Below are 15375 nucleotides of genomic sequence, written 5' to 3'. Positions count from 1 at the left end.
TATTTTGAACTTATTCTTCATGTTGAAGATCACAATATCCTACGCGACAACGATCAACCCTTCATCAAAGCTAACACTCTCATATTATGCGTCAGTGGCAGCCCTGTCACTTATCGCCGCACATTCTATACATAGCTACATTTCCAAAGAGGAGGAATAAAAAAACAACCACCCAATCGGGTGGCTTTCTTTTTATCTAATTTCGAAATTATACAGCATCGTCGCCGTAAAGTTTTTTGACGCGGGCGATAATTGAGCCTTTGTGACGACCTAATTTTTGACTAAGTTCGGCTACCAAATCTTCATCCAATCTGCCTTTTTGAAAAATAACCTCTTGAAGCACGGCATCGTCGGCGTATTTCCACGGGCGATAGGCGTTGGGATATTCTTCTCGCATCCGAGCAAGTTTTTCTGCCCAAGAGTTGGATTTTGGAGATGATTTTTCTGCTTTTTCAAGTTGATTTTTGGCACGCTTCTCGGCAACTTCGAGTAAATCAGAGAATGTTCTCTCCGCTTCAAGCGACCTTTTTCGAAATTCTTCATCCAAAATAAGTGCTTCTTCACTCACCTTCAATGCAGTCTTGTTAATTCCAAGCAAAAACAAATTTTCCAAATCGCGCACACGAGATAGCGCCACATAGCCCATGCCCTCAGCGAACGCCTTGCTTAGATCAATCCGCGCCGCGTCTAAAGTCATCCCCTGAGATTTATGAACAGTGATCGCATAAGCAAGACGAAGCGGAATCTGCGTAATTGAAGCCCGCTTTTTATCGCCATCGCGCATCTCCCAAGAGTCGGGCACAACTAAAACTGTCCGCCCGTTCTGGAATTCAACCAACGGATAGTCCGTCATCGGCTCAAAGTCAATCACTCGCCCAATCGATCCATTGACATATTGTCGATTTTGCGCATTTTTCACAGCCATCACAAGAGCACCCTTTTTGAGCCTCAATAGATCTGGCGCAAGAACTGATCGCTGGAGTGTCTGGACATAATTTTGCGCTCCAGTAGAAGTCTGTGCGAAAGTCTTTTCTTCACCCTCAAGATTAAAAAGTTTTTCATCGTTAATAATATCGACATCGATGTTGGTAGTATGAAGTTCTGTTAGATTTTCAAGATCATCCGGCACAACATTAAGTCGCTCGAGCAAAGCCTCGGCGTGACGCCTACGCACATCACCAGAGCGCATAGCATTGAGAATTTCCGTCAAATTTTCATCCGATTGACGGTGATTTTCTTCCAAGTAACAGATTGAAAATTCCGCCTCATGCCAAGCGTTAGAATGAACCACAAAGCCGCCCTCTTTACTTCCCGCGCGATTAATTGGAGGTAACTGGAAGAAATCTCCGCACAAAATAACCTGAATCCCACCAAACGGTGCTTCGAAATTCTGTCGAACTGTCCGACAAATCTCGTCAACCATATCAAGCCGAAAATCATGAAGCATCGAAATCTCATCGATAATCAAAATATCTGTTGATTTAATGATGTCGGCGCGCGATTTGGAGAGTTTTTCAGCAAAATTTTTGTACAAAAAATCATTGACGCCCATACCACTCCACGCGTGAATGGTATTACCACCAAGATGCGTGGCAGCTAACCCAGTTGTCGCCGTCACGCTCACCTTCTTGCCTGAATTTTTAGCAAGTTTAATAAACTGGTTGAGCGTAAAAGTCTTACCAGACCCAGCCGCCCCAGTCAAAAAAACATTTTGGCCAGAAAGCATTATTTCGAGAGCGAGATTTTGTTTCATTTTCTAGATTCTACTCACCCACCATCCTTGGCGGTTCACCTTCTGGCTCATCAAGGAGTTTTTTACTCTTAATCTCATATCGCCTGCCAGTAATTTCACTTACAATATAGTCCTCATTTATTAGGTTAACAAACATATCGAGGTCACTCGCATCCATAATAATTATCGATCCATCATCGTCGGTCATAAGTTCAAGTTGCATCTCATCGGCATATTCAACCACTTTTTCTTGAGAGATTTCACCAATATTTTCCATCTTTTCGAGTTTCGAAGCGATCTTTCGCTTTTCTCGAACCATCGTTTGAAGATCCAAGCCGTCCGGAAAACTCAATTTGTAAGATTTTTCAATTTCGACAACTTTTTTATCAGCGATCACTTGTTTTTTATAATCGTAATTGAAAAGTTTTTCGAACTTAGAAGGATTGAAAGCAAAAATATCTCCGCCAACAATTAGCACTTGATTGTCGGGCTGGATTTTTAGGCCAAATTCTGGCTCGAAAGCAGCAAATTTGCCGTCTCGAAATTCCCACGCCGTAGCGCCAGCCAAAACTTGGGCCTGCGCAATCTGCTTAGCCACATAAAATTTCTCACCATTTCGTCCGGTAAAACGCGCTACAATCCCCTTCATCCGCTTAAATCCGTGCTCGTTCTCTGAAAATTCAACAATATCAGGGTATTGCGTTTCGATAATATTGAGCAAAATATCTGCGTTTCGGACTTTCTCGACCTCTGTTCGAAGTAAGACATCCTTGGAACTTCCGCCATCCATCTCGTAATCACGCACGCTAAGCCCAGTACCAGCGCCCATATTAACAAAATTTATCATATCGAACAAGAAAAGAGGCTTAATCTGTGAATTCAATTCGCTTGAAAAGCGCGTTGTGAAAGGTGTAAAATTCTTATTGAAGAGGAAAAATTCCACATCGAGATCATTTTTAACGCCGTCAGTCAAATTGGCCCACTGGAAAATATCTGTCTTTTCCTCTTGATTATCTGCAGAATCTTTCATCTCGGCAGACTCCATATTTTCTTCCACTGTTTCTATATTTTGTTCTTCTTTCGAATTTTCAACATTTTCTGTAATTTCTGTCATACTTCTCCTTAAAATTATTTTTTATCACTTTTTTATCACTGAATAAATCTTGAATTATTCGACGACCATCTTTATTGAGCATAAGCCCATCTTCTGTAAAACAAACACTCAATTCACCATCTTCGAAGATACTCTCAGGAGTTTCAGTATACTCCGCGCCCAATTCTTGACACAGGTCGCGGAGTTTCTGGTTATAGACATCTATAGTTTCATTCTTTATTTCCGCCCTAAACAGAACCGGCAAAATTGGGATAACTACAATTTTTGAACTCTCTCCAGAAATCTTATCTAATATGCTTTTATAATTTTGAGCAAATTTGTCCGAGTCAACCCCTCTGATTAAATCATTAATGCCAAGCGCAACCACGACCTTATCATATACTGAAACTTGTTTTGGCAAAGTCTCTAAAATCTCCTCCGTAGTCAAATCGCCACAAAATATTTTCCTAAAACCGCTCAGCCGCAAAAAATCATTTCTCTCGTCACAAATCACCAAATTGGCGGCATCGTGGACTTTAGAAACGATCGGCCTCAAGAGCCTACTTCTATGATTTTTCTCATTCAAAAAATCAAAATCTAACATCCCTATCGCTTTTCGAAAATCATCAATATTATCAATATCAACAGAGTTCTGTGGTGGCGTAATCAGTGCGCGCGTTTCTCCATAAAAGAAGGTTTTCTCTCTCAAATAATCTTTTTTGTTAGTTAAATAAATACTGCCATTTGGTATATAAACAACCTCTTTGTCTTGCCTACGGTAATTGCCTTGGCTTCCAATCAAATCTACAGGACGACCTTGTTTGTCTAGTTTAGTATAAAAATCCAAACCCTTATCAAAAGCAGAAAAACTAACCACCGCTCCAGCACCTTCTTCGAGCATTTTAAAAGCATTCTTGATGTCATCTGCTGCTCTTAACGGAGAGGTGGGCTGAAGAAGCAAAAATATCTGATCATCTTCAAAACCTGCCAAAAAATCCTCAAGGACCTCGAAAGAAGTCGTTGTGTCTAATGCCAGTTCAGGTTTTCTGATAACAACCTTAACCCCTGGTCTTAGAGCCTCGATAATCTTCTTGTATTTTTCGGAATCAGTTGAAACATAAATATTTTCAGCATCAAAAAACCCAGAGCCTATAGCGGCATCTATAGAGTGAACCAGTAGCGGTTTTCCAGCAAAAAATAGCATATTTTTATGCGGCAACCCTTTAGATCCAGATCTTGCGGTAATAATACAAATTGGTTTAGACATTTTTTAAATCCTCCAAAATTATTTTCTCATCAATAAAGTCAGCAAAATCCATGGCGGTAGATGAATGTGTAATTCCTTTTTTGAATCTAAAATTTTCGTTCAGTAGCGCCATAACTTCGAGCGGAATATTCTTGGGTAATAAATAAACTCGCTTCATATGAGGGTAATCTATATTATCTCTTGGATGAGGCTTAAAATAAACCGATTTGAAAAATTTAGAGTTTTCTTTACATAATTTATAAAAATATTGCTTCTGCTCCTCTTCTGTTTTCATTATTCCATCCATAAAAAGAGGTTGAGTCAATATCAATGTAGAATTATTTTTTATGCGTACCCTATCAAAAGGAAAGACAGTAGATAAAATATTTAATTTCTCATTATCTATTCGTGAAAAAATTTCCGCCTGTGGTACTTCAACCATTTTTTCGTAACGATCGTCTTTTTCCACCCCATCAAAACTATTAATTTCTATCCTATCGCAAGTCTCGCTATGACCTCTCACTAGTGAATATTTATAATTAGGTCGTTGTCTGCTCCACCAGTTATAATGCGACAGATAATCAAAAGGAAACTGAAAGTAATTGTAACCATCTTCAAAAAGAGTATATCTTAGCCCTTGCTGATATAAGAAGTGAGAAATATACGTATCATCATTATACACACCAATTTTATCAAATTTTTTGAAAAAATCAGAGTTTTTAGTCTTAAAATCTTCAGGATATTCACCATCAATATCAAAATCTGCCGCACGCAAAACCCTAATAAACTCGAAATATTCTGTCCGCTCCAGCCTCTTAGCAAATTCTTCCGCATCGGCTATAGTATCAACAAGACAGACAGAATTGCGGTCGACCCTGTTCATTCTTGCGATAGTCATCATTAGATGATAGACCGTGTGGCATATATATAAAAATCTCATTTTTTAGCCTCTTCCATCTGTGTATCACGACCAGAATCTCTATCTTCTTCAGATATTTTAACCTCTTTATCAGGTTGAATGCCTTGCTTGTCGATATTCTTATCATCTGGAGTGAACCACTTAGCGATCGTGATCTTTACAACACCTCTAGATGTCTTAAATGTTGACTGAACACTCCCTTTTCCATAAGTTTTTACACCTATAAATCTGGCTTTTTTATGAGATTTTAGCGCACCAATCACGATCTCGCTAGCGCTAGCACTCCCCTCATCTCCAAGCACAACAGTCTCAATTCCATCCAATATATTTCCGCCCGTAGCCCTAGTCTCATCCGTTATTTTATCACCAGTTTTTTGCTTAACTATCACAGAATTTTGCGGCAACCACAAACTCGCCACCGCCTGAGCAGCACTCACATATCCGCCACCATTCCCACGAAGATCCAAAATTACTCTAGAAGAACCCTTCTCTTTAATTTCTTGTGCGAATTTCTTCGCCAAAGAACCCGTTTCACTATCAAATCGAGAGATAGTCAAAATTGCATTGGACCCATCAAAATCCAACTCCACACTTGGATTATTTATTTTTTGACGAATAATCGAGAATTCTTTCTCTTCTCCGCCTCTAATAACTTTAATCTTAACGGTGGTTCCATCCTCGCCCTTAATCTTGGTTGTGATTTCTTTAATAGACTTATCTAAAATTTTCTCACCGTTGACTTCCGTAATTATATCCCCAGCACGAATGCCCGCAGCAATCGCAGGATTACCTCTCAGCGCTCTGATTACAGTAGGAACTTTATTTCGAAGCCCCAATTCAACACCAATTCCAACACCAACATCCCCAGAGAGATGCTTTTCGAACTCATCATACTCTTGATGTGTCATAAAATCTGTGTGTTCATCACCTAAAGCCTCAACAAGCCCTTTGGAGGCGCCATCAATCAATTTATCACGGTCAATCTTACCATCAAAATTAGCAAAAATCTGATTGTAGGTTTCTTGAACAGAACTAAGATTAAGTGGCTTTTTGTCTACCTTTCTACCAAAAACTGAAGCCGCTAACTGCAGAATCTCAAACCTATAAATACCTATGAAAATCCCGACAACCATCGCCGCAATAACTACAGCCAAATTGAAGGAATTTTTCTCTCTCCCATCTCTTATCATGTATATAATTATAGCATAAATCGCTCAAGGTTTGTAGATTTTAGAAAAAAATAATCGCCATTTCTGACGATTATTTCAAAATTAGTCGAAGTAGATATACTCTTGAAATGCAGACGCCGAAACAGTCATCGTACTATACATGCCCCATCTTCCGTTAACTGGATAATTGTACTGGCTGATATTAACTGTTCCATTAGGGTTTACACTATCTACCCATACAACGTGGCCATAGTAGCCGATATATTGCACTCCAACAGAGTTAGCCTTTGGTGTTGTTCCTGTCCTAAATCCACGAGATCGAGCACTTGCCGGCCACATATTAGCATTTCCCCACCAAAGGGCTTTAACGCCATGCACTTGAAGAGCCTTAAACGCTGTATAACTCACACATTGCCTACAACCGTATCCGAGTGGATCTACACCACCATTTGGCCCGTTGCTGGAGAGGTCATTTCCGACCCAACAGCCATCACCCCAAGTATAGCCACCGCCAGAGTCCGAGCCGCTAAGGCTAAAACTTCCACCAGTCGCCTGACGTGCACGCCTTTGAGCCTCTTCAAATGCTCGCCTTTGCTCTTCTTGGAGTTTAACCTTTTGCGAATTTTTCTCCGCAGCATATTTATTATATTCTGCTTCTTCACCTTGCGTAATCTGGATTAAGCGGTTTTGCTCAGCGATTTTGGACTGAAGTTCTCGCTCAAATTTCTGTTGATCTTCAAGAGTTTTCTTGACCTGATCTCGTTTTTCTTCGAGGGTCTTTTTCTGCTTCTTAATCAGTTTAACGCGCTCTGTAAGTTTGGTCTTGGCAGAACTTTGATACTCAAAATTATCAAGTGCGCTAGAGATATTGTCACTACCCGCTATACGTTCAATCGGAGACAGATCATCTTCTATTGACATTTTAGCGAGAAGAGAGCCAAGAGTTTTGCGGTTCTTCTCGATATTTTCTTCTGTTTCTTTAATTTCAAGAAGAAGTTTCTCGTACTGCGCTTTAGTTACCTTAATTTGACCTTCAAGAGCCGTTCTCTGAGATGCGACACTGTCAAGTTCTGCTTTGAGGCCATCAGATTTAGAACGAAGTTCACTCGCATGCTTTTGGGCCTGATCTATTTGGGTTTGAATCTGCTGAATCTCTGCGCCAATCTCCTCTGCTGTCCTTGCGGTAGCAGGCTTATTGATTTGAACCGCGATTGCAACAACACTGGCAACCGCCATCGCAACAGAAATTCCGCTGTTTATTAAAATTTTATTCTTTGTCATTTTTGTTTTTCCTTTTTTACATAACCATTTTACCATATCCACCCTCCTTTGACAATAGTTTTGTTAAATTTTCAGGTATTTTCTTGTAGCAAATATCGAAGAAAGCACTCCAATCACCGCACCAATAAGCATCAAAATAGGCAAGACTACCAATAGATAGAAGCCAATTTGACCAAAATCTGCCGAAATTGCAATACCGTATGTCTCTAGTTTTGGACGAGCAAGATTTACGATAGCATAACCAAGCCCTGTCGCAAAAATCGAAGCCAAAATTCCACAAATTACAGACTCTACCAAAAACGGACCACTGATAAAACTGCGATTTGCCCCGATGAGTTTCATCATATAGATCTCTTCTCTACGGTTAAAAATAGCCATCCTAATAGTGTTAAAGATTATAAGACCAGAAATTACAGTAAAGATTACAGCAGCAACAAGGCCTACCTTTTCAACAAAATTAAAACTGTTAGAGAGATTGTCTATAACCTCTTTTCTCTTGCTTGCGTATGTTGGAGGGTGATTTGGATTAAGATTACTCTTGATTGTTTTGTCGCTCTCTACAAAATTCTTGAGTTCTGATGTGTTACCAATATCAACCATCTTAACATTGAATCTGCCGAAGAATTCATTGCCAGACTCAGAAAGGGCCTCTGTAAAACCCTCAATATCCGCATTGTCTACCGCCAATTTTTCTTTGGCTTGTTCTGCTGAAACATAAGAAACTTCCTTAACGGTAGTTAATTTTTTTAGGGAAGCCTCTATTTTTTTGACATCTTCATCTTTAGCGCCCTTTTTAAGGTAAATAGACATGTCAACCTTATCCCTGAAACCATCAACTGTGTTCTTCAAGACGGAACCCGCAAAATAAGAACTAAAAACAATAAGCAATGTAATTGTCATCACGGCAGTTGCCGCTACAGATAGCCAAGCGTTTCTTAAAAAACTGTTGCCTCCGTATTTCAGAATACGCCCAAAGGTTAAAACCGCCCGCCTGCGTCGTTTTTGTTCCATTATAACTTTTGAATTTTGCTTTTTCTGAGCCATTATTGTTTATAACTCCCTTCTGATTGGTCATGCGTCACCTTACCCCCGTTAAGAGTAATCACGCGTCGCTTCAATTTGTTAACAATTTCGACATTGTGTGTAGTTAGAAGAACCGTAGTTCCGTAAGAATTGATTTTTTCAAGAAGTCGAATAATATCCCAACTGTGCTTAGGGTCGAGGTTTCCTGTTGGCTCATCGGCAATCAAAATCTTGGGCTGACGAACAAGCGCACGCGCAATTGCCACCCGCTGACGCTCTCCACCACTCAATTGATGCGGAAAATTACCCTCTTTGCCACTCAGTCCAACCAATTTTATCACCTTGGGTACAGTCGCCTTAATCTCCTGATTGGTCATTCCGGCAATTTCAAGCGCAAAAGCCACATTCTCAAAAACTGTCCTATTGGGCAAAAGTTTGAAATCCTGAAAAATCACACCAATTCTACGGCGCAAAAGTGGAATATCTTTATCGTTTAATTTCTCGTAATCTATACCACCAACAACGATTTTGCCGCTGGTCGGTTTTTCTTCTCTAGTTAGAAGTTTAAGCAAAGTTGACTTACCAGCACCAGAAGTACCGACCAAAATCACAAATTCTTTAGGCTTAATATGAAGACTCACCCTATTCACCGCAGGGTGTGAAGATTTTCCATAAACTTTAGTTACACGATCCAATAAAATCATAATCACTTTCAATTATAACAGAATTTTTGTTCGTGTTCAAGTTTTTCGAAAATTACTTTTCTGAAATTTCAAGATATGCAAAAATAAACCCGTCAATATCACCATTCAAGACCTTATCGACATCCTTCTCTTCATACTTTGTCCGCGTATCTTTTACCATTTTGTACGGATTCAAAACATAATTTCTTATCTGCGCGCCCCACTCCGCTGACTTACCGGCTTGAAGTTCACTTATAGTTTTAGCATGTTGCTCAAGTTGAAGTTGAGCCAATTTACCTCGCAAAATCTTCATGGCTGTCTCACGATTCTGGATTTGCGAGCGCTCATTTTGAATAGCCACCACAATTCCTGTCGGAATGTGCATCATGCGAACAGCGGAATCTGTAGTATTAACAGATTGTCCGCCCTTTCCGCCACTTCGAAAAACATCAATTTTAATATCTTTATCAAGAATCTCAACCTCTTCTGGGGTATCAATTTTGGGCAAGACTTCAACTAGAGCAAAAGAAGTTTCACGACTTCCACCACTATTGAATGGCGAAATTCGAACAAGCCGATGAACGCCATTCTCGCTCCTAAGACGACCAAAAATATTATTGCCAGAGATCTCAAAAACAGTAGTTTTTATGCCAGCCTCTTCACCAACACTCCGCTCGATTTGTGTAGTTTTGAAATCATTTTTTTCTGCCCAACGAAGATACATCCGTTCAAGCATTTCAGCAAAATCTTGCGCATCCAAACCACCAACGCCAGAGGTAATTCTAACAATCGCGTCGCACGAATCGAACTCCCCATCAAAAAGTAAATTCTTCTTCAATTGATCGAGTTCAGCCTCGAAAGCAGAAATCTGTTCTTCAAATTCTTCCGCTAAATCGTCACCAAACTCCATCAATTCAATCAAGTCCTGCGCCTGAACACGCAAGGTCTCCCAAGGTCGCAGAGACTTTTGAAAATCCGCAAGCGCACGCAATTTATCTTGCGCAACTTGCGGATTATTCCAAATTTCTGGTTGCGAAGTTTCTTCTTCTAATTTCGAAATTTCGCTCTTGATATTATCAAAATTCAACTTCGAGTCGGCTTTTTCGACTTCAACTAAAATCTGCTTAGCACGAACTCGAAGTTTGTCCATCGACTATTTTTTCTCTTCGCCACCAAAGAATTTAGCCAAAGCACTAGCGATAAAGTAAACAACCGCCGCAATGATCAAAAAGTTGATAAGATCGTTCAAAAATAGACCGTATTTCAACTCTGCGATTTGTCCAGAAGCGGTTTTACCCATTTTCCAAGTCAAGCCTTTGAGGCCATCAGCAGAACCAAGCAAAAAGCCAAGTGGCGGCATAATTACGTTGTCGATCAATGATTTAACCAAAGTTGCTGAAGCACCACCGATCACGAGACCGATAGCCATACCAACCAAACCTTGATCTTTAATAAAGTTTTTGAAGCCTTCCATTTGAGCCTTCAATTGTTTTGTAGATAGTTTTTTACTCATGCTAAAATTTTACCACAGATATGCCAAAATTACAACGATTTTACTGATTTTCGTGCGCTAATTTTTCGACAATTTTTACGAATTTTTCACCACGGTCGGCATAACTCGAAAACATATCAAAACTTGCATGCGCTGGACTTAAGATCACCGACTCGCCACTTTCCGCTGCTTCAAAAGCACTTTTGACGACTTCTTCAAAGTCCGGCTTTTCTCCAAAATTTTGGAAATTATCATAGTTGCGCTTTCTAAATTCTTCCGCCAATTTGCCACTTTGCGCACCATAAATCACAACTTTTTTAATCGAGTCTGAACTCAAAATCTCATCAAAAAGTTTACTCAAATCAGCACCCTTATCACTTCCGCCAAGGAGTAGGATTTTATTTTCAGAAAAAGCCTTAATCGCAGCAATCGCACTGCCTGGCGTAGTAGAAATACTATCATCATAGAATTTAACGCCACGGACTTCTCGAACAAACTTCAAACGATGAGGCAATCCTGTAAAATCCGCCAAGCCCTTTTCTATAATCTCACCAGAGATATTTTTGTCAAAGCATTTAGCCGCCAAAATTGCAGCACAGGCGTTATCAAGATTGTGCGTGCCAGGCAATTTTACGGCATCAGTTGAACAAATTTTTTGCTCACTACCATCTTCGTTTCGAAGTATAAATTCATTATTTCGAACAAAAATTTTACCCTCTTCATCTCCATACCCGAACGAATTTTTAAGATTTTTGGCTGTATCAAGTAAGCCTATCTGCTTTGAAAATTGATTTTTGTTGTTGAAAATACAATAATCTTGCGAGTTTTGATGCGCGCGAATCTGCGCTTTGGCCGTCAAATATTCTTCAAAATCAGCGTGGACATCTAAGTGGTCTGGCTCGATCATCAAAATTACAGCCACCTGCGGTGAGGTCTTAAGATCCCATAACTGAAAACTGCTCATCTCGTAGACAACCGTATCTTCGGGAGAGATTTCCGCCAAAATATCCAGTGCAGCCAATCCGATATTTCCCACGAGATGAACTTTTCTGCCAGAAGCACGCAAAATCGAAGCAATCAGGCTCGAAGTCGTCCCTTTGCCTTTGGTGCCAGTCACGCCAATGATTGGTGCTGAGCAATTTTCAAAAAATAGATTGGTAACAGATGTAACTTCTACATCGTGCGGCAGTCTATCCGGCCTTACGGCTGGCGTACGAACGATTAAATCCGCCCAAACCTCAGAAAAATCGGTCACTCCACCATAAAAGTTGACACCTTCCGGCAGTTCAACTTTTGTAGTTTTATTTTGGTCGTATATATCAAATATGGCGTCTGGATTTTTATTTTTTAAGAATTCGTAAGCACTTTTTGCCTCCAATCCAAAGCCAATAAGAGCAATTTTCTTCAAACTTTTCATAAGATAATTATATCACGTAGCGAATAAAAAAGCCACCCTCTTAATGAGGGCGACTTATAAGAATGGAGATATTAGAAAGTTAGTATTTATGCTCGCCGTTTAATGAGGAAAGCTGTTCCCGCAAAGAGAATTGAGCCAACACTTACCAAAATTGGCAAGATTCCTCCGTTTTCGGCACCAGTATTTGGCGCTTCAACTTTATTGTTAACGACTTTCATTCTTTCGTAAGTTCCATCTTTTTTAAGTTGAAGGACATAGGTATTTTCATCCTTAATATATCCTTCTGGAGCAGATTTTTCTTTAATTTCATAGTCTGCCCAAATACCTTTGAATTTTGCTACACCATTTTCATCAGTAGTTGCAGTCAAAATTTCGCCAGTTAATTTATTTTTAGCTTCGAATACAACACCACGAACCTTATTTCCCTTGTTGTCGACTTTATCTATCTCGAATTCATATTCTTCACGCTCGTCAGTCATAACCGTTGAACCGAGAATTGTCCCATCTTCCAAAACTTCAAAGAAGTGAGGGTTTGGATTGATCTTGTAGCCGATTGTGGCGTGAGTTTCGATAAATTTATATTTACCTGGCTTCAACTTCAATCCAGGAAGTTTTCCGTCTTTATTGGTGATATTTTCGTAAATCTTAGTTCGGTTATTTTCATCACTTGCATCATAAATTGTCAAAGTCACACCTTCAATTGGATCAGCAGACGACAAATCACTCTTCGAAAGCTCGACATCTCGCTCAACAAAATCATTGACGAATGTCACGGTCGGAGTTGTATTTGGTGCGAGGGTAATTTCTTTAATTTCTTTCGAAAGAACCAAGTGTGAAGGTACAGATTTTTCTCGAATGTAAAGAACTTTTGTTAGCTGAGTTGTCGGGTATGTTTTATTCACCAAACCCTGAGCGTTAGTTGTAACTGTGTCGAAAATTCGAGCAAAGTCGCGAGTTTCCGAAAGTTCAAATACAACGCCAGCGATGTTTTTACCCTTTTCGTCAGTTTTTCGAATAGTTATAGGCGCCTGATTGAACTGGTTTACGAACTCAAAATCTACAGCTCCATCAATTACAAGTGGTTTGCTTTGAACTCGATTATCAACTACGAGGTAGCTCGGAGCAGACACTTCTCGGACATAGATAGTCGGAGGAGTTACGGTTGTGATCTGGAAGCTCTTGGAGATTTCACCATTTACACCAGTAGTCAAAGTTTCTGAATTGGTGAATTGCGGATTTGTTGCAATCTCGAATCGAACACCTTGAATAGCTCGATTGCTGGCATCTTTCTTGACAATTTTCGCCAGAGCGCCTTTGAACTGGTTCACAAATTCAACAGATGAAGTTTCACCAGCACGAAGAGTTACAGTTTTAACTTCATTCGATTTAATTAGGTGTGCAAGGGTTGATTTTTCTCGAACATAAACAGTTGGGAATTGTTGAAGGCCGGCTACTGTAAATGTTTTAGAAATTTCACCTTGTGCATTAGTTGTAAATTCTTCGGCATCAGTAAATTGTTGGTTAGTAGCTATTTCAAATACAACACCTTGAATAAGTGAACCAGATGCATCTTTTTTGATGATTTTAGCTATAGAGTTAGAAGTCTTGAACTGGTTCACGAATTCAACAACTCCAGTCTGGCCTGCTTCTATTCGAACACTTTTAACTTCTGTCGAAAGAACAAGATGATCAGGAACAGACTCTTCGCGAACATAGAGAGTCTTTCTGTCTGTATTATATGGAAGATCCACAGAAGCTTCACCATTTCCTCGAGTAATAATAGATATAGTACCCTTGGAGAAATCCGAAAACTCAGAGACTATAAATCTAACATTTGGAACAACTTGGCCAGACTCATCTTTTTTGACAATTTTTAGAGTGATGGGCTTATATTGATTTTCATAAGAAATCTCAGAAACACTCTCCTGGTTTCGATTGAGAACAATTCTTTTGACCTCGTCACTTTTAGTCATACCCGTCGGTGCGGCTTTTTCTCGAACATATAGCGTAATTGATCTTAACGCAGCTGATCGCGGAGATTCAGGAAAAGTATATTCTTGAACCGGAGTATATCCATCATCCCTAGAAGTTAGTGTTTTAATAATTTGAGTGAAGTTTTCATCTGTTGCTACTTCAAAAATAGCACCCTGCTTAGCAACGCCATTAACATCAGTCTTCTTAATCCTATAAGAAACTTCAGATGCATATGCAACCCCGTCAAAATTTATATTAGTAGATGCTGTGTTTGCTGAGGAATTAACCATTCCGCCACTTGAAATTAAATTCTGAACAGCACCATTCCCACTAGTCCATACAACTGGCGTAAAGTTTTTTCCAGCAGGACCAGTTATAGTAGCGACAACATTTCCACTAAAATCTTTCGGCAGAGAAACAGTAAATGATGTCGGCGAAATGTTATCTTGTCGAGCCTGGCCATTATCTCCAGAATAAGTAATTTGCACGTTTCCATGATTTAATCCATCTCCAAGACTTATAATATCCGAAACTTGCCTGTCTCCATCAACTCGAGTAGACACATTTTGAGTTACACTCACAGGAGTAGCAGTGTTACCATTATAGGTCTTACCAATAAGCTCATTTATATAGTTATCGATCTGAACATTACCAGTATTAATATCCGGGCTAATACCTTGATTTCCAGGGATACTTCCAGTTCGTCGGCCATACTTCCAGATAGCCAACTGGGTAGCCAACCGAGCATCGTGTGCTCCAAGTCCATGTTTTTGCATTAATTCATTATGGCCAGCGCCTGCATATCCATAATAAAGGATACCCTTCACCTCTGGAGAATTATAGACATCTGATCCGTCCACTCCGTTAAAATTCTGCCCAGTCGGAAAAAGCAACGCATGGTTTAAGCAATAAGCAACAGACCCATCAGCTCCAGTGATATAAGGTATTGTATAACCGCCAAAATAGTGACCAATACCAGAACTGAAAGTCGTAGATGCCGCACTACTCTTAAGTTTCGTCACAGCAGCATTAAGCAGAAAGCTTCCCGCCACCAAAAAAATTGCAATAGCAGAAAAAATCCGGAAGATTTTCTTCTTAGAAATTTGTTTAATTTTCATTTGTTATTTCCCTTTTATTTTGTTCAGAAGTTTTAGCACTTATACATTTTATTTAAAAATTCAAAACAAAATTTATTTTATATTGTTATATTTATGATTTAAAACGTGGAGTTATTATAATATATGTTTAATTTCTACCTTTTTCCTTTCTGATATCTCCTAAAATACCTGATTATCTAATTTTATCATAAGCATTTTAGTTGGTCAATAGTTTTTTTAAAAAAAATA

Annotated in this window: 12 protein-coding genes; all 12 read right to left on the bottom strand. The window is 39.4% G+C overall.

The features are described from left to right. Nucleotides 1–208: 208 nt before the first annotated feature. Nucleotides 209–1753, bottom strand: coding sequence for an AAA family ATPase (locus Q4A21_00975; protein ID MDO4902113.1), 1545 nt, complete (start codon nt 1751–1753; stop codon nt 209–211). A 10-nt stretch (nt 1754–1763) separates the two neighbouring features. After that, the gene (locus Q4A21_00970) at nt 1764–2846 is read right to left on the bottom strand and encodes a DUF4868 domain-containing protein (GenBank protein ID MDO4902112.1); all 1083 of its coding nucleotides are present in this window, start codon (nt 2844–2846) and stop codon (nt 1764–1766) included. Further along, complete coding sequence (locus Q4A21_00965) at nt 2821–4092, bottom strand: GDSL-type esterase/lipase family protein (GenBank protein ID MDO4902111.1); 1272 nt, start codon at nt 4090–4092, stop codon at nt 2821–2823. The genes Q4A21_00970 and Q4A21_00965 overlap by 26 nt, the downstream gene beginning before the upstream one ends. After that, nucleotides 4085–5011 (bottom strand): glycosyltransferase family 52, encoded by a 927-nt coding sequence (locus Q4A21_00960; GenBank protein MDO4902110.1) that lies wholly within the window; start codon nt 5009–5011, stop codon nt 4085–4087. Before Q4A21_00960 ends, Q4A21_00965 begins: the two co-directional genes overlap by 8 nt. Next, nucleotides 5008–6180: a S41 family peptidase gene (locus tag Q4A21_00955; protein ID MDO4902109.1), complete on the bottom strand. Its 1173-nt coding sequence runs from the start codon at nt 6178–6180 to the stop codon at nt 5008–5010. The genes Q4A21_00960 and Q4A21_00955 overlap by 4 nt, the downstream gene beginning before the upstream one ends. An 81-nt stretch (nt 6181–6261) precedes the next feature. Further along, nucleotides 6262–7440, bottom strand: coding sequence for a CHAP domain-containing protein (locus tag Q4A21_00950; protein ID MDO4902108.1), 1179 nt, complete (start codon nt 7438–7440; stop codon nt 6262–6264). 63 nt (nt 7441–7503) lie between these two features. Then, nucleotides 7504–8484, bottom strand: a complete 981-nt coding sequence (locus Q4A21_00945) for a permease-like cell division protein FtsX (GenBank protein ID MDO4902107.1) — start codon at nt 8482–8484, stop codon at nt 7504–7506. After that, nucleotides 8484–9167: a cell division ATP-binding protein FtsE gene (ftsE, locus tag Q4A21_00940; GenBank protein ID MDO4902106.1), complete on the bottom strand. Its 684-nt coding sequence runs from the start codon at nt 9165–9167 to the stop codon at nt 8484–8486. The genes Q4A21_00945 and ftsE overlap by 1 nt, the downstream gene beginning before the upstream one ends. A gap of 52 nt (nt 9168–9219) precedes the next feature. Beyond that, nucleotides 9220–10296, bottom strand: a complete 1077-nt coding sequence (prfB, locus tag Q4A21_00935; GenBank protein MDO4902105.1) for a peptide chain release factor 2 — start codon at nt 10294–10296, stop codon at nt 9220–9222. 3 nt (nt 10297–10299) lie between these two features. Beyond that, nucleotides 10300–10659, bottom strand: coding sequence for an MscL family protein (locus tag Q4A21_00930; protein MDO4902104.1), 360 nt, complete (start codon nt 10657–10659; stop codon nt 10300–10302). A 40-nt stretch (nt 10660–10699) separates the two neighbouring features. Continuing rightward, the gene (gene murD, locus Q4A21_00925) at nt 10700–12055 is read right to left on the bottom strand and encodes a UDP-N-acetylmuramoyl-L-alanine--D-glutamate ligase (GenBank protein MDO4902103.1); all 1356 of its coding nucleotides are present in this window, start codon (nt 12053–12055) and stop codon (nt 10700–10702) included. 86 nt (nt 12056–12141) lie between these two features. Beyond that, nucleotides 12142–15147: a SpaA isopeptide-forming pilin-related protein gene (locus Q4A21_00920; GenBank protein ID MDO4902102.1), complete on the bottom strand. Its 3006-nt coding sequence runs from the start codon at nt 15145–15147 to the stop codon at nt 12142–12144. Nucleotides 15148–15375 lie beyond the last annotated feature (228 nt).

It is taken from the genome of bacterium, from assembly GCA_030530825.1.
GTDB lineage: Bacteria > Patescibacteriota > Saccharimonadia > Saccharimonadales > Saccharimonadaceae > Nanogingivalis.
Note: the sequence above shows the minus strand (reverse complement) of the source record. Positions and strands in the feature narration are given on the sequence as shown.